Genomic DNA, 21,707 nt, shown 5'->3' with positions numbered 1-21,707 from the left:
TCTCCGGCGGGGCCCAGCGGGGCCTGTCCGGAGTGATCAGGGTCGCAGAGCGTTAGTGATCCCGGTCACTGCGGTTACGGCGGTTGGATGGTGGGATGATCGTGGTGGATTCGGGTCTGGCCCCGACCCGACAACGACGTGAAACAGGGCTTATCGCCTCGAGCCGGGCAGCTCTCAGCCGGCATCCAGGCCGGCGTGACAGTCTTGCCGCGAACTTTCGTTTCATTCGGGCGGCAACGAGGAATCATGTCGGGGCGTCATCCGTTGTGTAGATGGCCAGCACCGCTGACAACGGGGGAGGAGACAGCGTGGAGACGATGACGATTCGCACCGACGAGGTCGCTGAAGAACGCGACTTGGTCGGAGTCTACCTGCACGAGATCTCCCGGACGCCGCTGCTCGACGCGGCCAAAGAGGTTGATCTCTCGAAGGCGATCGAGGCCGGCCTGTACGCGGCCAACCTGCTCGCCGAGGGGGAGATCCCGGCTGGTGTGCAGCGCAGTGAGCTGGTGCAGTTGGTGGCGGAAGGGGACCGGGCAAAAGACCTGTTCATCCGTGCCAACCTGCGGCTTGTCGTCTCCATCGCCCGCCGGTACGTCCGCTCCGGGATGCCGATGCTGGACCTGATCCAGGAGGGCAACACCGGACTGGTCCGGGCGGTGGAGAAGTTCGACTACGAGCGCGGCTATAAGTTCTCGACCTACGCCACCTGGTGGATCCGGCAGGCAATTTCGCGGGCGATCGCCCAGCAGGAGCGGACCGTCCGGCTGCCGGTGCACCTGGTGGAGGATGTCAACCGGATGCGCAACGTGGTCCGGCAACTGACCCGGGAGATGGGCGCGGACCCGCAACCGGAGCAGGTGGCGGACGCGCTCGGGGTGACCGTGGAGCGGGTCAACGAGCTGAAGCGGTGGTCGCAGGACACGGTGTCGCTGGACACCCCGGTCGGCGACGACGGCGACACCAACCTGGGTGACCTGGTGGCCGACTCGGATGAGCCCTCCCCGGAAGAGGTCGTCCTCTCCGGGCTGGAGCGGCAGCGGATCGAGAGCCTGCTCAACCACCTCGACGACCGCTCCGCCGGCATTATGCGGGCGCGCTACGGCCTGGAGGACGGCCGGGAGCACTCGCTTACCGAGGTCGCATCCCGGTTCTCGCTCTCTCGGGAGCGGATCCGGCAGCTGGAGATCCAGGCGCTGGGCCGGCTGCGGGAGCTGGCCCGGGCGGAAGGGCTGCAGACCGCCTGATCCCGAGCCCTTGGCCGATCATGAGCGGCTCCCGGCCTCTGGCCGATCATGATCGGCCAGAGGCTCGGTAGCGGCGGAGTTCCTGCCGCGCCAGTGACGCCTTGTGCACCTCGTCCGGGCCATCGGCCAGCCGGAGCGAGCGGGCATTTGCCCACAGCATGCCGAGCGGGGTGTCTTGGCTGAGGCCGGCGGCGCCGTAGGTCTGGATCGCCTTGTCGATGATCCATTCGACCGCCCGGGGTACGGCGATCTTGATCGCCTGCACGTCGCGATGGGCGGCCCGGTTGCCGTGCTGATCGATCACCCAGGCGGCCCGCAGCACCAGCAGCCGGAGCTGTTCGATGGTGACCCGGGCTTCGGCGATCCAGTCCTGCACCATGCCCTGGTCGGCCAGCGGCCGGCCGAAGCTGACCCGATCCACCGCACGGGCGCAGAGCAGCGCCAGTGCCCGTTCGGCCGCGCCCAGCTGTCGCATGCAGTGGTGGATGCGGCCCGGCCCCAGCCGCGCCTGGGCGATCGCGAAGCCTTCGCCGACCCCGCCGATCACGTGGTCGGCGGGTACCCGCGCCGCCTGGAACGAGATTTCGGCGTGGCCGCCGTGGGAGCGGTCCGCGAAGCCCAGCACCGACAGGCCGCGCCGGATCGTGACGCCCGGCGTGTCGCGGGGGACCAGCACCATCGACTGCTGCCGGTGCCGGTCGGCGGCGGGGTCGGTCTTGCCCATGACGATGAAGAAGGCGCATTGGGAGCTCATCGCGCCGGTGGCGAACCACTTCTCGCCGGTGATCACCCACTCATCGCCGTCCCGGGTGATCCGGGTGGCGACGTTGGTGGCGTCGGAAGATGCCACCTGGGGTTCGGTCATGCAGAAGGCGGACCGGATCGTTCCCGCCAACAGCGGTTCCAACCACCGTCGGCGCTGCTCCGGGGTGCCGTAGCGGGCGAGCAGCTCGATGTTGCCGGTGTCGGGAGCGGCGCAGTTCAGCGCGGCCGGGGCCAGCGATGGACTGTGGCCGGTCAGCTCCGCGATCGGGGCGTACTGCACATTGGTCAGTGCGCCGCCGGCCTCGTGCGGCAGGAAGAGGTTCCAGAGACCGAGGTCCCGCGCCTGAGTTTGGAGCCGGGCGATGATCGGGGGCGCGTCCCAGCTCTCCGGGTTCGCGGCGAGTTCGTCGGCGAGGATTGGTTCGGCCGGGTAGATGTGTTCGTCCATGAAGGCCTGCAGCGTCGCCAGTAGTTCGCGGGTCTGCTCGTCGTGGCCGAATTCCATGGTCGGCTCCTTAACTCTCGTAGCTGGCGAGCGCGGCGAGGCCGTGCCCCACCAGCGGGGGGACCAGCGGCCCGATGTGGTCAAAGCCGTCCCCCACCGTCAGGCCGTGGCAGTAGCGATAGTGGATTCCTTCCAGGATTACGGCGAGTTTGAAGCAGCCGAGCGCGACATACCAGTCGACGGCGCCGGTGTCGTGGCCGGTCGCGGCCTGGTACCAGTGGCGTAGCTGGGCTCCGGCGGGGAAGCCGTGGGCGGGCCCGACGCCGAGCAGCAGCGGACTCTGCAGTTGCGGCACGATCTCCCAGTAGACGAGCAGGAGCCCGAGGTCGGTCAGCGGGTCGCCGAGCGTGGACATCTCCCAGTCCAGCACCGCAGTGATCCGGTCCCCGTCGATCAGCAGGTTCTCCAGCCGGAAGTCGCCATGCACGATGGCTGGTGCCGGGCTGTCGGGCACCGGGTCGGCCAGCCGGGCGGCGAGTTCGTCGATGCCGGCGACCTCCCGGCTGCGGGAGTTGGCGAGCTGTGTGGACCATCGGCGGACCTGCCGGCCGAGGAAGCCGGCGGGTCGGCCGAAGTCGGTGAGCGCTACCGCAGCGGGGTCGACCCGGTGCAGCGCAGCCAGGGTCGCCATCATGGCGGTGGCGATGCCGGTGGCCCGGTCGGTGGTGAGCGCGGCGGTCTGCTTCGGGGATCGCAGCGGTTCGCCGTCGACCCGGGACATGAGGTAGAAGGGAGCGCCGAGGACCGCGGGGTCGGTGCAGAGCAGGAGCGCCTCCGGGACCGGGACTTCGGTCTCGGCGAGCGCGGAGATCACTCGGTGTTCCCTCGCCATGTCGTGGGCGGTGCCGAGGACGTGGCCCAGCGGCGGCCGCCGCAGCACCCACTCCTGGGCGCCGTCGGTGACGACGTAGGTCAGGTTGGAACGGCCGCCGGGCAGTAGCTGCCCGGTGAGCGGGCCGGTGGCGAGCTCCGGCCGGGTGCTGGCCAGATACTCCGCGAGCCGGTCCAGATCGAGTCCGGGTAGTGCTGGGGTCATCACTCTCCGCCTCTCCTGCGGTGGTTGGCCGGGGCCGGGGGTGGCCGGAAATTTGCCTGTGCGGTCCCTTGCTTGGGGGGTGACCGCAGGTTAACTTGCCGGTAACTTGTGGCCGTCAAGTGTGACCTACTAAACTACCGGTGTTAGTTTACGGCACCAACCCCTCGGGAGCCGAGCGATGTTGCAGGTGCAGAACCTCGAGGTCGTCTACGACGACATCATGCTCGTGCTCCGCGGCGTGAGCCTGTCGGTTCCACCAGGGCAGATCGTCGCCCTGCTCGGCGGCAACGGAGCTGGCAAGAGCACGCTGCTCCGGGCGCTTACCGGACTGCTCGACGTCCACCACGGCAAGATCGCGCGAGGTGCGGTCACGCTGGACGGCGAGCGGGTCGGCCAGCTGCGCCCCGCCGCCCTGGTGCGCCGGGGGGTGGCGCAGGTGATGGAGGGCCGACGGATCTTCGCCGAGCTCACCGTGGAGGAGAACCTCCGAATCGGCGGCTACACCAACCCGCGCCAGGTCCGAACCCGCAGCCAGCGGGTGTACGACCTGTTTCCGGTGCTGGCGAAGCGGCGCCGCGACCACGCGGGCTACCTCTCCGGCGGCGAGCAGCAGATGCTGGCGATGGGACGGGCGCTGATGGCCGACCCGCGCTACCTGTTGCTCGACGAACCCAGCCTGGGCCTGGCGCCCCGGTTGGTGGAGCAGATCCGGCAGCTCATCGTCGAGATCAACCGGGACGGGACGGCGGTGCTGCTGGTCGAGCAGAACGCCACCATGGCGCTCTCGATCGCGAGCCACGGGTACGTGCTGGAGACCGGCAAGGTGGTGCTCGACAAACCGGCCGCCCAACTGCTCGACGACGCCGATGTCCGGGAGTTCTATCTGGGGCTGACCAGCGCCCCCGACGGTGAGGAGGGGGCGATCGCGGTCGACCGCAAGTCGTATCGGGATGTCAAGCACTACAAGCGACGGAAGCGGTGGCTGTCATGAGCGACGCGGACCCGATCCTCCGGTTCGAAGCCGTCAACCTGGCCTTCGCCGGAGTGCGGGCGATCGACGGGATCAGCTTCACGGTCGGGCGGGGGGAGCTCTTCGCGATCATCGGTCCGAACGGTGCCGGCAAGACCTCGATCTTCAACGTGCTCTCCGGGGTCTACCGGCCCCAGTCCGGCCGGGTCAGCTTCGACGGACAGCAGCTGATCGGGCGGCGGCCACACCAGATCGCCCGGTGGGGGATGGCCCGGACCTTCCAGAATGTCGAACTGTTCGGCAACTTGAGCGTGCTGGAGAATCTGATGCTCGGCCGTCATCACCACATCCGGTACGGGCCGCTGTCGGCGGTGCTGTGGTTGGGCCGCGCCCGCCGGGCGGAGTTGGCCAACCGGGCCAAGGTCGAAGAGATCATCGATTTCCTGGAGCTGGAGCAGTGGCGCCGGTATCCGGTGCGGCTGCTTCCCTACGGGGTCCAGAAACGAGTCGAGCTGGGCCGGGCGCTGGCGATGGAGCCCCGGTTGCTGTTGCTGGACGAACCGGTGGCGGGCATGAACGTCGAGGAGACCGAGGACATGGCCCGGTACATCCTCGACATCCGGGAAGAGCTCGACATCCCGATGATCCTGGTCGAGCACGACATGGGGCTGGTCATGGACCTCGCTGACCGGGTGCTGGTGGTGGACTTCGGCCGCGCGGTTGCGACGGGTCGGCCGGCGGAGGTCCAACACGACCCGGAAGTGATCAAGGCGTATCTGGGAGAGGTGCAACCGTCATGACAACCAAGGCCGCGCCGCAGGGCGCCGACCTCGTTGACCGGCCGGCCGGGGTGACCACGCTCGCCACCCGGGTCCGGGACTGGGCGGGGTCGGCGCCCGACCGGGTCGCCATGCGCCACAAACACCTTGGCATCTGGCAGGAGGTGACTTGGCAGAGCTACTGGCAGACGGTGCAGACGGTGGGGCACGCGCTGCTGTCGCTCGGCATCGAACCGGGCGACCGGGTGGCGATCCACTCGGAGAACCGTCCGGAGTGGCTCTACGCGGATATCGCCACAGTCTCGGTGCGGGGCGCCACGGTCGGGATCTACCCCACCAATCCGCTCGCCGAGGTCCGGTATCTGCTCGCCCACTCCGGGGCTAAGCTGCTAGTCGCCGAGGATCAGGAACAGCTCGACAAGGCGCTGGCAGTGGTGGACGACTGTCCCGACCTGGCGTACCTGGTCTATCTGGAACCGCGCGGCATCCGGGGCCGGTACCAGCACCCCAAGCTGATGTCCTGGGATGATCTGCTCGCGCGGGGCCGTGCCCACCAGGCCGCCCACCCGGATGCGTTGCTGGAGCGGATGGCCGGGGCCACGCCGGACGACGTCGCCACGCTGATCTATACCTCGGGCACCACCGGGCCGCCTAAGGGCGTCATGCTCAGCATCGCGAACGTCGAGTTCGCGATCTACACCCAGGCCTCGGGCGCGGGCTTCTCCGACCCACCACCGAATCCGGACGACCTGCTGCTGTCCTACCTGCCGCTGTGCCACGTGGTGGAGCGGGTCTTCACCACCTGGTTCAACGCCGGTCTCGGCACCCAGGCCAACTTCGCCGAGTCGATCGCGACCGTGCAGACCAACCTGGCCGAGATCCAGCCGACGCTGCTCTTCTCGGTACCCCGGATCTGGGAGAAGATCCTCGCCGGGGTGCAGATTCGACTCGCTAACGCGGTGCTGCCGAAGCGGGTGCTCGCCCGGATGTCGTTGTCGGTGGCGGACTGGATCGGCGACACCCTGGTGCGTACCGGTGGGCGGCACACGCTGGCGACCCGGCTGGTCTACGCGGTGGGGTGGGTGTGCTGGTTCCGGGCGCTGCGGGTCCGGCTCGGGATGCGGCGGGTGCGGGGCGCGGTCTCCGGCGCGGCGCCGATCGCGCCCGAGGTGTTGAAGTTCTTCATGGGCATCGGGGTGCCGATGTACGAGGCGTACGGCATGACCGAGAACGCGGCGATGGCGTGTTCGAATCGCCCCGGCCGGGTCAAGCTCGGCACGGTCGGCGAACCGCTCTCCATGGTGGAGGTGAGGATCGCCGACGATGGTGAGATCCAGACCCGCCACGGCGGCGTGTTCGCCGGCTACTTCGGTGATCCGGCGGCCACCGCCGAGGTGCTCAGCCCTGACGGTTGGCTGCGCACCGGTGACCTCGGGGAGTGGGTGGATGGCACCCACGTCCGGATCACCGACCGGGCCAAGGACATCATCATCACCGCCGGTGGTAAGAACATCGCCCCCTCCGAGATCGAGAACGCGCTAAAGGCGTCGCCGTTCCTGAAGGAGGTCGTGGTGATCGGCGACCGGCGGCCGTACCTGAGCGCGCTGGTCGGGATCGAATACGACACGGTGGCGGCGTGGGCGCAGCGCCGCCGGCTGGAGTTCACCACCTACCGGGACCTGTCCGAGAAGCCGGAGGTGATCGAGCTGGTGCAGTCGGCAGTGGACGAGGTGAACCAGCGATTCGCCTCGGTCGAGCAGATCAAGCAGTTCCGGATGTTGCCCAAGGAGCTCGACCATGAGGATGGTGAACTGACCGCGACCCAGAAGGTAAGACGGTCGGCGATCGCGGAGCGCTATGCCGACCTGGTCGAGGAGCTCTACTCGGCCCGGAGCACCCGATGATCAGCCTGCTGGAGGTCGTCTTCCGAGGGCTCGGTCAGGGCAGCATCTACGCGTTGATCGCGCTCGGGTTCGTGATCATCTACAAGTCCAGCCGAGTGATCAGCTTCGCCCAGCCCGGCTTCATGATCGCCGGCGTCGTGCTCGTCACCTACCTGGTGCAGATTCCGTGGCTCGGATTCTTCGCCGCCGTCGTGGTGGCCGCCTTGCTGACCGCCGGGTTCGCGCTCGGAGTGGAGCGGACGGTGATCCGGCCGATGATCGGTCGGCCGGTCTTCGCGATCGCGATCATCACCATTGCGCTGGACATCGTGATCCGCACCGTGGCCCACGCCGGGATCGGGATCAACGTCCGGCACGTCGGTGACCCGTGGGGCTTGACCAACACCTCGCTCGGGCCGCTCACCGTGCAGCAGCGACATCTCGCCGCGGTGATCACCGCGGCGGTGCTGGTGACGGCGCTGTTCTTGTTCTTCCGCTACACCCGGATCGGGCTGGCGATGCGCGCGGTCGCCGAGGACCAGGAGGTGGCGCTGGCGCAGGGGGTCGGCGTCGGGATGGTCTTCGCGCTCTCCTGGGCGATGGCCGGTGGACTCGCCGCGGTCGCCGGGGCCTTCGCCGCGGCCGGCCGCAGCGTGGACCCCCAGTTCTGGCTGATCGCATTGACCGCGCTGCCAGTGATCATTTTGGGGGGACTCGACTCGCTGGTCGGCGCCGTGGTGGCGGGGCTGGCGATCGGGGTGGTGCAGGCGCTCGCCGCCGCGTACCCGGCGTACGTGGCCTTCCTCGGCAGCAACGCCTCGCTGATCGTGCCCTGGCTGGTGATGTTGCTCGTGCTGGTGGTCCGCCCGTACGGGCTGTTCGGCACCCGAGAAGTAGAGCGAGTGTGAGCCCGTGCTGACCCGACCGCTGCTGCACACCTCCTACCGCAGCGACATGTCGCTGCTGGACTCGTGGACCAAACGGGCGCTGTTGCTGGGGTTGCTGGCGCTGGGCGTCGCGACTCCGCTGCTGCTGCCCGATCCAGACCTTCGGTTGCTCTCCACCGCCTGCGTCTTCGCGATCGGCGCGATCGGGCTGGGGCTGCTCACCGGCTCGGCCGGGCAGGTATCGCTGGGCCACGCATTCTTTCTCGGGGTGGGCTGCTACACCGCGGCGGTGGTCTCCGGGGACCCGGATGACGCCCGGCTGTGGGGGTTCGGGATCAGTGAGATCCTGATCTGGCTGCCGGCCGCGGGTCTGGTCGCCGCCGCGGTGGGGGTGCTGATCGCGCCGCTGGCGACTCGGCTGCGCGGGCTTTACCTGGCGATCGTCACACTCGGCCTGGTCTTCGTCGGGGAGCACTTCTTCGAGCAGTGGCGCAGCGTCACCGGTGGTGCCCGGGCCGGCCGCGCCGCCGCCGAACCGGTGCTCTTCGGCTATCCGGTCGGCCAGGACGGTGCGTTCTTCACCGAGCAGCAGCAAATCTTCTGGCTGATGTTCGGGCTGCTGGTGGTCTTCGCGCTGGCGGCCCGCAACCTGTCCCGTTCCTCGGTTGGGCGGGCATTCAACGCCATCCGGGACCGGGACATCGCGGCCGGCACCATCGGCGTCAACTTGTTCAAGTACAAGACCATCGCGTTCGGAGTCTCGTCGTTCTACGCCGGCTGCGCCGGGGCGCTGCTCTACGCGATCACCGGCCACGTCAATCCGACCGAGTTCAACCTCGTCCTGTCGGTGTTGTTCATCGCCATGGTGCTGGTAGGTGGCGCCGGCACAGTATCCGGTGCGATCGCCGGCGCGTTCTTCATCACGCTGCTCGGTCGGATGACCGAGGGGCTGGGCGGATGGGTCCCGGTGATCAGCACCCAGTCCAACCAGACGCCCAACATTTTCCAACTACAGAACCTCCTTTATGGAGCGCTGATCATCGGATTCCTGCTGTACGAACCGCGCGGACTGTTCGGCATCTGGCTTCGCATCCGCAACTGGTGGAAGTCCTACCCCTTCTCATATTGATAGAGTTTCATTAGTCAGGAGGAACCATGCGAAGGCTCATCATCGCCGGGGCCGCCGGCATGGCGCTGGTGGTCGCGCTCGGCGCCTGCCGGGGCGACGCCGGCGGCGAGCAGGAGGAGATCGACGGTCTTTCGTTCGACGTCGGGGTCACCACCGACCCCTGCCCGAACGCGGTCGACGAGGAAAATGGCTGCATCTACCTGGGCACCCTGTCCGACCTCAGTGTCGGGCCATTCGCACCGCTGGCGGTGCCGCTGACCGCGGCCCAAGAGGCGTTCTGGCAGCGGGTCAACGAGGAAGGTGGGATTACCGCCGACGGCGTCGACCAGGCATTCGAGGTCGATGTCACCAGCTATCAGCGGGACACCCAGTACAACCCTACTGAACACAGTCGGCACTACGAGGAGATCAAGCCGAACATCCTCGCGCTGGCGCAGACCTTGGGTTCGGCCACCACGAACGCGATCATCAGCGACATGGACGCTAGCGACATCATCGCCGCCCCCGCCGCCTGGAGCTCACTCTACGCGTTCGAGGAGCTGATCCTGGAGTCCGGTGCGAACTACTGCGTCGAGTCCATGAACGCGGTCGACTACGCGGTGGAGGCGCACGGCGTCGACCATGTCATGGCGGTGCACTACGAGGATGACTACGGCGAGGACGCCGCCGCCGGGGCGATGATCGCCGCCGAAGCCAACGGGCTGGAGTTCACCTCGGTCGCCACCCCCACCGGGTCGGACAACCAGGAGGAGGCGATCGGCCGGATCCTCGCTGGCGAGCCCGACCTGGTCATCGTCACCACCGGCCCGTCCGAGCTGGCGGCGATTGTCGGCGGGGCGGCGGCCCAGGGCTTCCTGACCGCCCGCTACATCGGCACCAGCCCGACCTGGAACCCGGCCCTGCTGGAGACCGCGGCCGGGGAGGCGTTGGCCGGCCTCTACGAGCAGACCGGCCCCTGGGTCGACGGCTGGGACGGGGACACCCCCGGGCACCAGGCGATGCGGGAGGCGCTGGGTGATGTGACCGATATCAACGATGGTTACACCTCCGGCTGGATCTGGTCCTACCCGATCAAGGCCGCCCTGGAGGCGGCGATGGCGGAAGGGGATCTGACCCGTGCCGGCGTTCGGGCCGCGGCGACCTCGCTGACCTCGGTGGATTACGAGGGCATGCTGCCGGCGGAGGCGGGCAACTACGCCGCTGGCCCGGAGGGTCAGCTGCGGGCGAACACGATCAACCAGGTCGATCCGGAGTCGTCGACCGGGGTCTCGGTCGGGGTCGAGATGACCACTGGCCCGACCGCCGAGTCGTTCGAGCTCACCCAACCCTGCTACGAGCTGCTCGACTAGCCCCGGGCCGCAGGCTGCGGCCCGACACCCGGGTACCGCCGGACGCCCCGGCTCCCACCAGCGGAGCCGGGGCGTCCGGCGGTTAGTCTGCAACCTGTCACTTCGCTAGGCTTCCAATCACCGGGTGGCGTAATGCACAATGTCATAAGGACGTGCAGGCTCGCGAAGGAGGTCTCAGAGCGGGGTCTCTGGTGAGGAGGTTCTGGTTAGCCGAGCCGACCGCTACAGCGCCGTAGCTGCGCTGCCGGCCGGTGTCGTGGCGAACCCTGGATGCCGGTCGTAGCGCAACTCCCAGCGTGCAGATCAACGACAGGGGGTCCGATGTGAATGCTGACAGCTACGTCGTGCCGGCCCCACAAGGGCCAGAGGAATCCGAAACTGTCCAGCGATCGGCGGTTCTTTACCAAGGGGCGGGGGCCACGGTCACGAGAACGCACCTCCTCGCGGCGGGGCGCCGTTATCCAGTGGCGTCGCTCAGCGAGATTGAACGGGTGGAGCAGGGGGGTCTGCTCCAGTCCCGCAGCTACGAGTTGTGGGCCAGCTTCCGCGGCCAGCGGCACCGGTTGTTCCGGTGCCACGACGCCCGGGAGTTCGGCCAGATATGTCGGGCGCTGACCCGCGCCCGGGAGTACGCCGGAGTGGCGTGACCCGGGTGTGGTGACCGGCCCGGCGGGGCGGGTGAGAGCTGGGGGTTCGGCGTGGGGTGACCGACGCCGGCCCCCAGCCGCCGCACCTGCTCACCGGAGGGTTGAGCGCGCTCAGCGGGGTTAGGCCAGTCGGTCGGCGACCTGCTCGATCAGCGTAAGTGAATCCTCGGCGGCCAGGGACGCGTCCCGTAACCGGCTGAAGGCGTTCCGGTAGGTCTCGATCTCCTCGCCCTCCAGCAAGGTGTGATCGAACGCGCTCTCGACATAGACCGCGTCGGGGTCGGCCGGGTCCGAGAACTCCATCAGGACGAAGTGGCTGAGCATGTTCATCATGCTGGCACTGAAAGGCAGCACCTGGATGGTGATGTGTGGCTCGCTGCCGAGGGTCACCAAGTGGCGCAGCTGCCGCCGCAGCACCTCGGGCCCGCCGATCTGCCGCCAGAGCACCGCCTCGTCGAGGATGGCGGTGATCTCCGGCGGTCGGTCGCGGTGTAGCACCTCTCGTTGCCGGATCTGGCGGACGTTGATCCGGTCGGTCGCGGTGGCCGGGCCGTGGGCGCTGGGGCGGACCGCCCACCAGCTCGCCTCCACCACTGCGCGGGAGTACTCCTCGGTCTGGAGGAGACCCGGGAGGCCCACGGGGGAGACGCATCGCAGCGCGCTGCTCTCGTCCTCCAAGCCGATGTAGGAGAGGTAGCCCGCGGGCAGGGCCTCCCGGAACTGGGTCCACCACGGTCGCCGCCGGCCGACCCGGGCGAGTTCCACCAGCTCGGCCACTTGATCCGGGTCGGAGACCTCGTAGAGCTGCAACAGTTGTCGCAGGTCACTGGTGGAGATACCGACTCCGCCGGTCTCGATCCGGATCACCTTGGACAGCGACCAGTCCATCGCCTCCGCCACTTGCTCCTGCGTGAGGCGTACCTGGTCGCGGACGCGGCGGAGGGTGTTTCGTAATCTGCGCCGCCCCGCGGTTGGGCTGTGCACCCTGCTCGTCACCGGACCCCCACCTTGTAGGCCGGCGAGCCCAGCTCGGCAGCTGGCAAGCTCGCAGAAAGCCACCTGGCACTATGCCAAAGGGTACACCGTGGGGAGAGCAAACGGATTCACCCGCGATCGCCTAAGCTGCCAGAATTGATACGGTTTGTCGGTTACGCAGCGGCCTGCGGCAACGAGGGGCACCCGCCCGGCACCGCCGGAATTCTGGATTCTTACGCCATCCCGCCGCCCTGTTAATTAGGATGCGGATCATGATTTAAGATCCTGTGGGCCGTCCTCGGCTACCCCGATAAGGGCGGCAACCAGGTATTTCACCCCTCAGGGTTGAGAATCGTGTAGCTCATGAATGGAGAACGAGTGGTCCAGCAGGAACCCGTCGCACTGCGGTGGCAAAAGGCTACCCGCTGCGACGCGAACGACTGCGTCGAGGTGGCGTTGTTGGATCGGGGCGTCGCGGTGCGTGACAACACCCGCCCAGCAACTCACCTGACGTTCGACAGCGACAGCTGGCGAACCCTGCTGACGAAAGCGCGCAGTGGCGAACTCCGCCACTGAGTAGCTGCGGGCCGGTCCGGGCGCGTACGGGAGGCGCGCCCCGGGCGGTCGGTCACGCAGTGGGTTGGCCGCTGGTCACCGGCGCCGGCTGCGGCACCCATCGGTGCGTCACCACGCGTTCGGCGTAGAACGACAGCAACGGCACTGTACCCGCGAGCATGACCAGGACCATCCGCTTCAACGACCAGTCGATCCGGCGGCCGAGGTCGAAGACCGCCACCACATAGACCATGTAAAGGAAACCGTGGACCGGGCTCACCGTCTGGGACAGGGTGGGGTAGCCGAAGCCGTACCGAAGCACCACCCCGATGGTGAGCAGAATCAGACACACGCCTACGAGGTAGGCGATGACGCGGAAACGAGTAAGGGCACCGGACACGTCAGCCAGGGTAGTCCACCGCTCGGGCGCCCGGATTGGCGCTCATCCAGGCGAGGAAGCGGTTGTACTCGGCCACCTCGGGATCGTCACCGCCGTCGTACGCGGCCGGCCGTCGGGTGATCACCGGCGCGCCCACCGCCGCGCCCACCGCCACGTGGTCGGGGCCCCTGGGCTCGACCGCCGGCGGCGCCAGACTCGCATCGGTCACCGGCGGTAACACCGGTTCCGGTGCCCCGCGCACCACCCGCCGCGCCTCCCGGACCCAGATCGCCACCGCGAAACCGGCGAAGACCGGCCACTGGAACGCATACCCCCAGCTGAGCGAGTTGCCGCCAGCGGCGCGGGACCATTGCCAACCGGCCAGTCCGAGCATGCCCACCACCGAAGCCACCAGCAGCACATGGATGGCGAGCCAGCCCGGGGTCAGCAACCGCCTCATGGTCAGCAAGGGTACGCCGGGCTGGGGCTACGCCGCCCGGCTGGGGCGACCGCCCCGGGCACCCGGCCGGTCAAGCCGATGCCGACAAACCGACCCAGGCGACGGCACCGAGCGTGCCCAACACCAGGAACGGCCCGAACGGGAGCGAATCCCGCCGGCTCACCTTCTTACTGGCCAGCAGCGCCAGCGCCACCACCCCGCTGGCGAGGAAGGCCAGCAGTAGCCCGGCAACCAGCGCGGTCCAACCCAGCCAGCCCAGCAACGCCCCGATGCTCACTGCGAGCTTGGCATCCCCGAGCCCGAAACCACGGGCCCCGAACAACAGCGTGACGGTGGCGAAGCCGAGGCCGCAGACGGCAGCCGCCGCCGCCGCCCGCAGCCAGTCCCCGCCCGAGCCGCCGGCCAGCGCCGATATCCCAAGGCAGCCGAGGACCCAACCCGCGGCCGGGAGGGTGAACCGGTCCGGCAACCGGTGCACCGCCAGGTCGATGAAGGTGAGCGGGACCGCCGCGACCGCCCAGCCGACGAGGGCGAACGCCGCCCACAGCGGCCAACCGGCGGACCCGGCACCGACCACCCCCACCGCCACCAGCGCGGCGACCGCGATGGTGGTCACCTCGAGTAGATATGGCGGGGCGCCGGCCGGTCGGCGGCACTGTCCGCAGCGCCCGGCCGGCCCGAGCGCGCCCAACCCCTCGGCGGCCAGCAGCGGCGCTTCACAGTGCGGGCAGCCACGCCGCCAAGGCTCGCCCGCCGGCACCGAGTGGACCAGCACCGCCCAGCGCAGCAACGGGGTGACCGGCGCCGCGACCAACCGCCACGGTGGGCGGGTGCTGATCTGCCCGGTCATCGCCCTCACCCGGTCATCCGGCGCTCGCCACCGCGCTCCAGGCGGCGAGCGCGGCGCCCCGGGCACCGGCCATGTCCCGGTGCGGGACCAGCGCAAACTCGACCACCGCGGCCTGTTCATCCCGGAGCACGGTGTGTTCGCGGACAGTGGCCAGGAACCAGTCCCGAAAATGCGGAGCCGCCTCGACCACGCCGCCGCCGACGAAGTAGGCGTGCGGGTCGGTCATGTTCGCCACGATCGTGAACAGCCGCCCCAACGCGATCGCCTGCTGTTCGAAGATCTGCAACGCCAGCCGGTCGCCCTTCTCGGCGTACCTGCGCACCTGCTTGGCCGCCTCCCGCACCGGCGTCACCTTGGCCAGGTCGTGGTCGGGGTAGCGGGTCAGCCAGTACGGCAGCAGGTTGTTGACGATGCCGGTGAGCGAGGCGACGCTCTCGGCGTCGCCCTGGAAACCGCAGTTGCAGCGGGGGACCGGTTGATCCTCGGCGAGTAACCCGGTCATGGGAATGTGGACATGGCCCAGCTCGCCGGCTTGCCCGGCGACCCCGGTGACCACTTGACCGCGATCGACCAGGCCGCCGCCGAGCCCGGTGCCGACCACCGCCGCAACCGACGAGCGCTCCGGCGCGAGCAGGCCAAAATGCACCTGGTGGGCGTAGAGGGCGGCGGCGTTGGCGTCATTCAAGTAGATGACCGGCAGCGCCAACCGCTCCGCCAGCCCACCGCGGAAGTCGAAGCCATGCCAGGCGGGGTCACCGAAGTTGGTGGCTCCCCGGGTGGAGAGCACGCCATCCGGGCTGGCCGGCCCCGGGGTGTCGAGCCCGACCGCCGCGACCGCGGCGAGGGGGATGCCGGTCGAGGTCAGCACCTGCGCCAATGCCTGCGCCAGCACATCCAGCGCGATCGCCGGGCCTTCGGTGACCCGGCTCGGGGTCTCAAACATCTGATCGACGAGGAACTCGCCGGCGGCGGTCAACACCGTGGCGTTGCAGCTGGTGCCGCCAACATCGAGCCCGACCACGACCTGCTGTCCAGCTACGCCCATCTGCCACGCTCTCCTCGATCGGCCGCCTGCACCTCCGGAAGACCCCATCGTCCGTCCGTACCTTAAGTTTGCGGCACAGCGTATCAGCGGCCGCAGATCGACCGACCGCTCGCTGAACCGGCGGGCGCTGCCGGATGGTCAGCCGGGCGGCGGTAGCCGCAGGCCGTGCATGCCGCCGTCGACGGCGAGCGCGGTGCCGGTGGTCGAACCCGCCGCCGGCCCCGCGAGGTAGCAGACTGCGGCGGCCACCTCCGCCGCGCTGACCAGCCGACCGCTCGGCTGCCGCGAGGCCAGCCGGGCCCGTTCGGCGGCGGGATCCTCGGCGGCGGCGAGCAGCCTCGTCACCCACGGGGTGTCCACGGTGCCCGGGCAGACGCAGTTCACCCGGATCTGGTCAGCGACCAGGTCGGCGGCGAGCGCGAACGTCAACGCGTGCACCGCGCCTTTCGAAGCGGAGTAGAGCGACCGGTTGGGCAGCCCAGCCCAGGCCGCGATCGACGAGAGATTGACGATCGACCCGTGCCGGCTGCGCCGGAGGTACGGCAGGGCCGCCCGGCAGGCGCGGGCGATGCCGGTGACGTTCACATCGAGCACCCGGGCCCATTCGGCGTCGTCGTGCCCCTCGAGCGGCCCTGCCGCACCGACCCCGGCGCTGTTGACCAGAATGTCCAGGCCGCCGAACTGGTCGGCGACGCGCGCCACCGCCGTTTTGACCGAAGCGTCGTCGGCGACGTCCGCGGGGACCGGCAGCAGCCCGGGGTCGGTGGTGTCGCCGGGCTGGAGGTCCAGGATGCCGACCTGGGCGCCGGCCGCGTGCAGCGCCGCCACGCAGGCCGCGCCGATGCCCGAGCCGCCACCGGTGACCACCGCTGTCATCCCTTGGAAATCTGCCACCGCTACGCTCCTCGTCGGTCGAACCGCACCGGCGGCCAGGCCTGCGCGGCCCAGGTTACCGGTGTGTAGGTAAAGAGTAATATTCCCTGCCTGGAATCCCAGTGCCGAGGGATGCGGATACAGGAGGGGCACGATGGGGATGCGTTCGACCCGGCGGCGGGCGTTGACCGGGTTCACTGCGGCGTCGGCGGCGGTAGTGCTCGCGCTCGCCGGCTGCGGTAACGGAGACGACAACAACAACGACAACGACAACGGCGATACCCCCACCATCGAGGCCGACCCGGACCTCGCCGAACTGGTGCCGGACGACATCGCCGCCGACGGGCAGCTGTCGGTCGGGGTGGACGCCACCTACCCGCCGAACGAGTACCTCGCCGAGGATGGGCAGACCGTCGAGGGCTTCGACGTCGACCTGTTCGACGCGGTCGCCGCCAAGCTGGGGCTGACCGTCGAATGGTCCCCGGCACCGTTCGGCGCGATCATCCCGGGAGTCGAGTCCGGCGAGTACGAGGTCGGCGTCTCCTCGTTCACCATCAACGAGGAGCGGTTGACCGAGGTCGATATGGTCAGCTACTTCAACGCCGGGACGCAGTGGGCGGCGCCGGCCGGCGAACCGGTCGATCCAGATAACGCCTGCGGTCTGCGAATCGCGGTGCAGCGCGACACCGTGCAGGTGGACGACATCACCGAACGGTCCGAGCAGTGCGAGGCCGACGGTGAGTCGGCGATCACGATCGAACAGTTCCAGGGTCAGGACCTGGCGACCGCGTCGGTGGTCTCCGGGCAGAACGACGCGATGCTCGCGGATTCGCCGGTGAGCGCGTATGCGGTCGCCCAGACCGACGGTGCGCTGGAGCTGGTCGGGGAGATCTACGACGCCGCGCCGTACGGATATGTGGTGAACCAGGACCAGTCGCAGCTCGCCGAAGCGTTGCAGGCGGGGCTGCAGGCAATCATCGACGACGGCACCTACCTCGACATCCTGACCGAGTGGGGGGTTGAGGGCGGCGCCATCGACGACCCGGCCGTCAACCCGTAACTCCCGCCGACCGACCAATGAGTAATCAGGCCACCCCACCGGTTCCGGATCCACCGCCGGATTCGCCTCCGGAGCGGGCTGCTCCGGAGGCGATCCGGGCGATCCCGGTGCGGCATCCGGGCCGGTGGCTGGCGGCCGGCGGCGTCGCGGTGCTGGCGGCGATGTTCGCCCACGTGCTGCTGACGAACGAGGCGTTCCAGTGGTCGTTCGTCTTTGAGAACCTGTTCACCCCGCCGATCCTGCGCGGGGTCCGCACCGTCGTCGTGATCACCCTGTTGGCGATGGCGATCGGCATCACTCTGGGCATCGTCGTGGCGATGATGCGGCTGTCGGCCAACCCGCTGCTCTCCGGCGCGGCCTGGTTCTACACCTGGTTTTTCCGGGCGGTGCCGCGAATCGTGCTGCTGGTGCTCTTCGGCAACCTCGGCATTCTGTGGGACCGGCTGGAGTTCGGGCTGCCGTTCGACCGGCAAATCGGAGCGCTCTTCGGGATTCAGGACTTCCAGGCCCGCATCTTCGGCTTCGACGCCCGCACCGTACTGACCGGGTTCGTCGCGGGCCTGCTTGGGCTGGCGCTGTCGGAGGCGGCGTACATGGCCGAGATCGTCCGGGCCGGGATCCTGTCGGTGGACCCGGGGCAGAGCGAGGCGGCGGCCGCGCTTGGCCTCAGCCGGCCCCAGACCCTGCGCCGGGTGGTGTTGCCGCAGGCCATGCGGGCGATCATCCCGCCGACCGGCAACGAACTGATCGCGCTGCTCAAAGACACCGCGTTACTCGCGTACGTGCCGGTGACGAACGAACTGTGGTTCCAGACCCAGGCGATCGGGGCCCGCACCTTCCGGATTTTCCCGATGCTGGTGGCCGCCTGTATGTGGTATCTCTTCCTGACCAGTGTCCTGATGGTCCTGCAGAACTTCGTCGAACGTTACTTCGCCCGGGGCTACGGCGCCGCTCGTGACCGGGCCCGGGTCCGGCTCCGGAGCTTCACCCGCGGCCAGGGGGGAGCGTAGGTGACCATGGAGGCAGCCATGACCGGCGCGGCCGGTGACTACCTCGTCCGGATCGAGCAGGTCCACAAGAGCTTCGGGCACACCCCGGTGCTCAACGGCGTCGACCTGACCGTCCGGCCCGGCGAGGTGACGGTGGTGCTCGGGCCTTCCGGATCCGGCAAGTCCACGTTACTGCGGTGCGTCAATCACCTGGAGAAGATCAACGCGGGCCGAATCTGGGTGGACGGCGAACTGATCGGTTACCGGGAACGCCGAGGCAAGCTCTACGAGCTTCGCGAGCGAGAGGTCGCCGCGCAGCGCCGCGCCATCGGGATGGTCTTCCAACAGTTCAATCTCTTCCCCCACATGACCGTGCTGGAGAACGTCATGGAGGCGCCGGTCCGACTCCGGCAGGGAAGCAAGTCGGCGATCCGGGACCGGGCGATGGCGCTGCTGGACCGGGTGGGTCTCGCCGACAAGGTCGACTCGTACCCGGCGCACATCTCCGGCGGCCAGCAGCAGCGGGTGGCGATCGCCCGGGCGCTGGCGATGCGTCCGAAGCTCATGCTCTTCGACGAACCGACCAGCGCGCTCGACCCGGAATTGGTAGGCGAGGTGCTGGACGTCATGAAGGGCCTCGCCCAGGACGGCATGACCATGATCGTGGTGACCCACGAGATCGGCTTCGCCCGCGAGGTCGGCGACGCGCTGATCTTCATGGATGAGGGGCGGATCGTCGAGGCGGGGCCGCCGCGGGAGGTGCTGGCCAACCCACAGCACGAGCGGACCAAGTCGTTCCTCGCCAAGGTGCTGTAATCAGCCTGGCGCCTGCCGTCGTCGCTCGGATTCGGCGGCGGTGTGGGCTGGCACACCCCACACCGCCGCCTCGGGGGCGGGTGTCGCGGAACTGGTCTACCGTGGGGATCCGGCGACCAGGTGAGCAGCCTCCGGCTGCTCCGTATCGACGCGAACCCCGGTGTGCAGAGGCTCGGCAGGCAGATCGGCGTCCGCAGCGAGCCCGGCGCGGGTCTGCCGCACCGTCGCGACGGCCACCGCCACCGCAACCATCGTCGCGAACGCCGCTGACGCCGCCAGCCAACCTAAGGTGCCTCTGTTCATCGCCCCGCTCCTCACCGCCGCCGTGGGCTCCGGCTCAGTCGTTCCGTCCCCGGCGGCCTGTCCACACCATCGCGTAGTAGTGACGCCGTCAGCAGAGGCGGTGGTCCCGACCAGGTCGGACCAACGGCCCTAGGCAGCGACCAGGGGGTTCGACACGGCGTGGCAGAATCTGCCCGGCGAAGATGACCACTATTGCACGGGGTGGAGACATGCGGTTGCGGCTTCAGACCAATCCGGTCGTGTTCGGCACCTCGGTGCTCGTCATTGTGGTCTTTCTGATCGCCGGGATCGCGGCGACCGACACCATGGGTCGGGTCTTCGACTCGGTGCAGAGCGGCATCGCCAACACCCTCGGCTGGTATTACATCCTCGTCGTCACCGGCTTCCTGGTCTTCGTGATCTGGCTCGGTACCAGCCGGTTCGGCCGGATCCGGCTGGGGCCACCCGACAGCCGGCCGGAGTACCGCTACCTGACCTGGTTCGCGATGCTCTTCACCGCTGGTATGGGGATCGGGCTGGTTTTCTGGGCGGTCGCCGAGCCGTTGCAGCACCTGGCAGAGTCTCCGACCGGGGGCGCGGGCAATCCCGACGAGGCGATGCGGTTCACCTTCTTCCACTGGGGCCTGCACGCCTGGGCGATCTACATCGTGGTCGGGGTGTCACTGGCGTACTTCGCCTACCGCCACAACCTGCCACTATCGATCCGCAGCGCGCTCTATCCGCTGCTCGGCAACCGCATCCACGGACGGATCGGCGACCTGGTCGACATCTTCGCCGTCTTCGGCACGATGTTCGGGGTCGCCACCTCGCTCGGGTTCGGCATCCTCCAGGTCAACGCCGGGCTGGCGAGCCTCGGCATCATCGATCAGTCCATCACCGTCCAACTGGTCCTGATCGGAGCGATCACCCTGGCGGCGATCGCCTCGCTCATGGCAGGTCTAGACAAGGGCATTCTGCGGCTCTCCGTCACCAACCTCACCATCGGCGTGGTGCTGATGCTCTTCGTGCTTGTCGTCGCCCCCGACACGCTCGGGGTGTTGGCCAGCTTTGTGCAGCAGACCGGCCAGTACGTGCAGCTCCTGCCGGAGACCTCGATGTGGACGGGCGCGCCGGAGTGGCAGGCGGGCAACACCATCTTCTATTGGGGGTGGTGGATCAGTTGGTCGCCGTTTGTCGGCATGTTCATTGCCCGGGTCTCCCGCGGCCGCACGATCCGGGAGTTCGTCTTCGGTGTACTGCTGGTCCCGGTGACGCTCACCTTCCTGTGGATGGCGATCTTCGGTAACAGCGCCTTCCAGGTGGACGAGCGCACCGACGGGGAGCTTTCGCAGGCGGCGAGCGAAGGCCCAGAGACGGCGCTGTTCGGCCTGCTGGAGTCGTTGCCGCTCACCGCGATCATGACCGTGCTGGCGATCCTGCTGGTGGCGACCTACTTCGTCACCTCCTCGGACTCCGCGTCGCTGGTGATCGACATGCTGACCTCGGGTGGCCGGACCGATGCGCCGAAGATCCAGAAGGTCTTCTGGGCGACCCTGGAGGGCGCCATCGCGGGGGTGCTTCTGCTCGCCGGAGCCGGTGGGCTGGCGGCGCTACAGACCGCGGCGGTCACTACTGCGCTGCCGTTCAGCGTCATCATGCTGGTGATGTGTTGGGGGCTGGTCCGAGCGCTCTACGCCGACGACCACCAGAAGCCGCTGGCGCAGGTGACGTTGGTGGAGGCTAGCCATGAGCCAGTGCCGGAGCGGGTGGACGAGCGCCGCAGCCCGTTCAAGGATCACGTGCAAGGCTCGCCCTGACCAGCGCGATCACCCTTCGTGCCCTCGCCAACGCCGATGGTAGTGCACTGGTCACTCCGGACGACCGGCCCGGTCGCGCCCGGTCACGGCGTTGCCTTGGTGATGCGCGACTCGGCCCGGGAACGTATGGTCTAGCTGCCGCCAGGGCGGGTCGCACCAGGGGGCACCAAGAGGCCTAGGGAGGGCGTCGTGCGCAGAAGATCAGTGATCCCGGTGCTGGTCGTCGTCTGGTTACTGGTCGGAGCGGTGGCGGCCGGCCAGCGAGGTTACATGACCACCGACCACGATTGCGCGACCTTCAGCTCCACACTGGTCACCATCTTCGTGGGGCCGCTAAATTACCTCGGGGTCAACCCGGAGGTTGACTGTCCGGAGCTGCCAGAGCCCTCGGAGTGACCCGGCGCCCGCG

At 68.7% G+C, this 21,707-nt stretch carries 23 protein-coding genes; 14 read left to right on the top strand and 9 right to left on the bottom strand.

The features are described from left to right. Positions 1 to 317 precede the first annotated feature (317 nt). Positions 318 to 1,247, top strand: coding sequence for a sigma-70 family RNA polymerase sigma factor (locus JQS43_RS19450; protein WP_239675815.1), 930 nt, complete (start codon positions 318 to 320; stop codon positions 1,245 to 1,247). Positions 1,248 to 1,293: 46 nt separating this feature from the next. On the opposite strand, the gene JQS43_RS19445 is transcribed toward JQS43_RS19450, so the two are convergent. Then, positions 1,294 to 2,517: an acyl-CoA dehydrogenase family protein gene (locus JQS43_RS19445; protein WP_239675814.1), complete on the bottom strand. Its 1,224-nt coding sequence runs from the start codon at positions 2,515 to 2,517 to the stop codon at positions 1,294 to 1,296. Between the two features lie 10 nt (positions 2,518 to 2,527). Next, a complete protein-coding gene (locus tag JQS43_RS19440; protein ID WP_239675813.1) occupies positions 2,528 to 3,553 on the bottom strand; it encodes a phosphotransferase family protein in 1,026 nt (341 codons plus the stop codon). A 178-nt stretch (positions 3,554 to 3,731) separates the two neighbouring features. Between JQS43_RS19440 and JQS43_RS19435 the strand changes: the two genes are divergently transcribed. The 7 genes from JQS43_RS19435 to JQS43_RS19405 all read left to right on the top strand — a co-directional run bounded on the left by JQS43_RS19435 (position 3,732) and on the right by JQS43_RS19405 (position 11,197). Continuing rightward, complete coding sequence (locus tag JQS43_RS19435; protein WP_239675812.1) at positions 3,732 to 4,544, top strand: ABC transporter ATP-binding protein; 813 nt, start codon at positions 3,732 to 3,734, stop codon at positions 4,542 to 4,544. Next, positions 4,541 to 5,323, top strand: a complete 783-nt coding sequence (locus tag JQS43_RS19430; protein WP_239675811.1) for an ABC transporter ATP-binding protein — start codon at positions 4,541 to 4,543, stop codon at positions 5,321 to 5,323. The genes JQS43_RS19435 and JQS43_RS19430 overlap by 4 nt, the downstream gene beginning before the upstream one ends. After that, the gene (locus tag JQS43_RS19425) at positions 5,320 to 7,206 is read left to right on the top strand and encodes an AMP-dependent synthetase/ligase (RefSeq protein WP_239675810.1); all 1,887 of its coding nucleotides are present in this window, start codon (positions 5,320 to 5,322) and stop codon (positions 7,204 to 7,206) included. The genes JQS43_RS19430 and JQS43_RS19425 overlap by 4 nt, the downstream gene beginning before the upstream one ends. Then, a complete protein-coding gene (locus JQS43_RS19420; protein WP_239675809.1) occupies positions 7,203 to 8,093 on the top strand; it encodes a branched-chain amino acid ABC transporter permease in 891 nt (296 codons plus the stop codon). Before JQS43_RS19425 ends, JQS43_RS19420 begins: the two co-directional genes overlap by 4 nt. A gap of 4 nt (positions 8,094 to 8,097) precedes the next feature. Continuing rightward, a complete protein-coding gene (locus tag JQS43_RS19415; RefSeq protein WP_239675808.1) occupies positions 8,098 to 9,201 on the top strand; it encodes a branched-chain amino acid ABC transporter permease in 1,104 nt (367 codons plus the stop codon). 26 nt (positions 9,202 to 9,227) lie between these two features. Beyond that, positions 9,228 to 10,550, top strand: a complete 1,323-nt coding sequence (locus JQS43_RS19410; protein WP_239675807.1) for an ABC transporter substrate-binding protein — start codon at positions 9,228 to 9,230, stop codon at positions 10,548 to 10,550. A 464-nt stretch (positions 10,551 to 11,014) separates the two neighbouring features. Continuing rightward, positions 11,015 to 11,197, top strand: coding sequence for a DUF6232 family protein (locus JQS43_RS19405; protein WP_239675806.1), 183 nt, complete (start codon positions 11,015 to 11,017; stop codon positions 11,195 to 11,197). 120 nt (positions 11,198 to 11,317) lie between these two features. Here the strand turns inward: JQS43_RS19405 and JQS43_RS19400 are convergent, their stop codons facing one another. Next, positions 11,318 to 12,193, bottom strand: coding sequence for a helix-turn-helix domain-containing protein (locus JQS43_RS19400; RefSeq protein ID WP_239675805.1), 876 nt, complete (start codon positions 12,191 to 12,193; stop codon positions 11,318 to 11,320). A gap of 342 nt (positions 12,194 to 12,535) precedes the next feature. On the opposite strand from JQS43_RS19400, the gene JQS43_RS19395 reads away from it, so the two are divergent. After that, on the top strand, positions 12,536 to 12,748 hold the full coding sequence (locus tag JQS43_RS19395) for a DUF397 domain-containing protein (protein WP_239675804.1): 213 nt from the start codon (positions 12,536 to 12,538) through the stop codon (positions 12,746 to 12,748). A gap of 52 nt (positions 12,749 to 12,800) precedes the next feature. Here JQS43_RS19395 and JQS43_RS19390 read toward each other — a convergent pair whose 3' ends face one another. The 5 genes from JQS43_RS19390 to JQS43_RS19370 all read right to left on the bottom strand — a co-directional run bounded on the left by JQS43_RS19390 (position 12,801) and on the right by JQS43_RS19370 (position 16,355). Continuing rightward, positions 12,801 to 13,127 (bottom strand): DUF3817 domain-containing protein, encoded by a 327-nt coding sequence (locus JQS43_RS19390; RefSeq protein ID WP_239675803.1) that lies wholly within the window; start codon positions 13,125 to 13,127, stop codon positions 12,801 to 12,803. A 1-nt stretch (position 13,128) separates the two neighbouring features. Next, a complete protein-coding gene (locus tag JQS43_RS19385) occupies positions 13,129 to 13,566 on the bottom strand; it encodes a hypothetical protein (protein ID WP_239675802.1) in 438 nt (145 codons plus the stop codon). A 70-nt stretch (positions 13,567 to 13,636) separates the two neighbouring features. Then, positions 13,637 to 14,416 (bottom strand): prepilin peptidase, encoded by a 780-nt coding sequence (locus JQS43_RS19380; RefSeq protein WP_239675801.1) that lies wholly within the window; start codon positions 14,414 to 14,416, stop codon positions 13,637 to 13,639. A gap of 13 nt (positions 14,417 to 14,429) precedes the next feature. Continuing rightward, positions 14,430 to 15,461 carry an ROK family protein gene (locus JQS43_RS19375; RefSeq protein ID WP_239675800.1) on the bottom strand — a complete coding sequence of 344 codons (1,032 nt, stop codon included), beginning with the start codon at positions 15,459 to 15,461 and terminating at the stop codon, positions 14,430 to 14,432. A 138-nt stretch (positions 15,462 to 15,599) separates the two neighbouring features. Beyond that, positions 15,600 to 16,355: an SDR family NAD(P)-dependent oxidoreductase gene (locus JQS43_RS19370; protein ID WP_239675799.1), complete on the bottom strand. Its 756-nt coding sequence runs from the start codon at positions 16,353 to 16,355 to the stop codon at positions 15,600 to 15,602. Between the two features lie 133 nt (positions 16,356 to 16,488). Between JQS43_RS19370 and JQS43_RS19365 the strand changes: the two genes are divergently transcribed. The 3 genes from JQS43_RS19365 to JQS43_RS19355 are packed head-to-tail and all read left to right on the top strand — an operon-like array spanning position 16,489 to position 19,199. After that, complete coding sequence (locus JQS43_RS19365; protein WP_239675798.1) at positions 16,489 to 17,394, top strand: ABC transporter substrate-binding protein; 906 nt, start codon at positions 16,489 to 16,491, stop codon at positions 17,392 to 17,394. 17 nt (positions 17,395 to 17,411) lie between these two features. After that, entirely contained in the window at positions 17,412 to 18,404 is a 993-nt protein-coding gene (locus tag JQS43_RS19360) for an amino acid ABC transporter permease (RefSeq protein WP_239675797.1), read from the top strand. Between the two features lie 6 nt (positions 18,405 to 18,410). After that, positions 18,411 to 19,199, top strand: coding sequence for an amino acid ABC transporter ATP-binding protein (locus JQS43_RS19355; RefSeq protein ID WP_275581097.1), 789 nt, complete (start codon positions 18,411 to 18,413; stop codon positions 19,197 to 19,199). A 96-nt stretch (positions 19,200 to 19,295) separates the two neighbouring features. Here JQS43_RS19355 and JQS43_RS19350 read toward each other — a convergent pair whose 3' ends face one another. Then, complete coding sequence (locus JQS43_RS19350; protein WP_239675796.1) at positions 19,296 to 19,502, bottom strand: hypothetical protein; 207 nt, start codon at positions 19,500 to 19,502, stop codon at positions 19,296 to 19,298. A 209-nt stretch (positions 19,503 to 19,711) separates the two neighbouring features. Here JQS43_RS19350 and JQS43_RS19345 point away from each other — a divergent pair, with 209 nt between their 5' ends. Together JQS43_RS19345 and JQS43_RS19340 are read left to right on the top strand one after the other, a co-directional pair. Next, positions 19,712 to 21,298 carry a BCCT family transporter gene (locus JQS43_RS19345; RefSeq protein WP_239675795.1) on the top strand — a complete coding sequence of 529 codons (1,587 nt, stop codon included), beginning with the start codon at positions 19,712 to 19,714 and terminating at the stop codon, positions 21,296 to 21,298. A 189-nt stretch (positions 21,299 to 21,487) separates the two neighbouring features. Continuing rightward, positions 21,488 to 21,694, top strand: coding sequence for a hypothetical protein (locus tag JQS43_RS19340; RefSeq protein WP_239675794.1), 207 nt, complete (start codon positions 21,488 to 21,490; stop codon positions 21,692 to 21,694). Positions 21,695 to 21,707: the final 13 nt, after the last annotated feature.

Origin of the sequence: Natronosporangium hydrolyticum (assembly GCF_016925615.1) — a bacterium.
In the GTDB taxonomy this organism is placed as follows: domain Bacteria; phylum Actinomycetota; class Actinomycetes; order Mycobacteriales; family Micromonosporaceae; genus Natronosporangium; species Natronosporangium hydrolyticum.
Note: the sequence above shows the minus strand (reverse complement) of the source record. Positions and strands in the feature narration are given on the sequence as shown.

Bases quoted from the DNA above. Each gene is read 5' to 3' on its own strand.
- JQS43_RS19450 (WP_239675815.1), top strand. From the start codon at position 318: ATGACGATTCGCACCGACGAGGTCGCTGAAGAACGCGACTTGGTCGGA.
- JQS43_RS19445 (WP_239675814.1), bottom strand. From the start codon at position 2,517: ATGGAATTCGGCCACGACGAGCAGACCCGCGAACTACTGGCGACGCTG.
- JQS43_RS19440 (WP_239675813.1), bottom strand. From the start codon at position 3,553: ATGACCCCAGCACTACCCGGACTCGATCTGGACCGGCTCGCGGAGTAT.
- JQS43_RS19435 (WP_239675812.1), top strand. From the start codon at position 3,732: ATGTTGCAGGTGCAGAACCTCGAGGTCGTCTACGACGACATCATGCTC.
- JQS43_RS19430 (WP_239675811.1), top strand. From the start codon at position 4,541: ATGAGCGACGCGGACCCGATCCTCCGGTTCGAAGCCGTCAACCTGGCC.
- JQS43_RS19425 (WP_239675810.1), top strand. From the start codon at position 5,320: ATGACAACCAAGGCCGCGCCGCAGGGCGCCGACCTCGTTGACCGGCCG.
- JQS43_RS19420 (WP_239675809.1), top strand. From the start codon at position 7,203: ATGATCAGCCTGCTGGAGGTCGTCTTCCGAGGGCTCGGTCAGGGCAGC.
- JQS43_RS19410 (WP_239675807.1), top strand. From the start codon at position 9,228: ATGCGAAGGCTCATCATCGCCGGGGCCGCCGGCATGGCGCTGGTGGTC.
- JQS43_RS19395 (WP_239675804.1), top strand. From the start codon at position 12,536: ATGAATGGAGAACGAGTGGTCCAGCAGGAACCCGTCGCACTGCGGTGG.
- JQS43_RS19385 (WP_239675802.1), bottom strand. From the start codon at position 13,566: ATGAGGCGGTTGCTGACCCCGGGCTGGCTCGCCATCCATGTGCTGCTG.
- JQS43_RS19380 (WP_239675801.1), bottom strand. From the start codon at position 14,416: ATGACCGGGCAGATCAGCACCCGCCCACCGTGGCGGTTGGTCGCGGCG.
- JQS43_RS19375 (WP_239675800.1), bottom strand. From the start codon at position 15,461: ATGGGCGTAGCTGGACAGCAGGTCGTGGTCGGGCTCGATGTTGGCGGC.
- JQS43_RS19365 (WP_239675798.1), top strand. From the start codon at position 16,489: ATGGGGATGCGTTCGACCCGGCGGCGGGCGTTGACCGGGTTCACTGCG.
- JQS43_RS19360 (WP_239675797.1), top strand. From the start codon at position 17,412: ATGAGTAATCAGGCCACCCCACCGGTTCCGGATCCACCGCCGGATTCG.
- JQS43_RS19355 (WP_275581097.1), top strand. From the start codon at position 18,411: ATGGAGGCAGCCATGACCGGCGCGGCCGGTGACTACCTCGTCCGGATC.
- JQS43_RS19350 (WP_239675796.1), bottom strand. From the start codon at position 19,502: ATGAACAGAGGCACCTTAGGTTGGCTGGCGGCGTCAGCGGCGTTCGCG.
- JQS43_RS19345 (WP_239675795.1), top strand. From the start codon at position 19,712: ATGCGGTTGCGGCTTCAGACCAATCCGGTCGTGTTCGGCACCTCGGTG.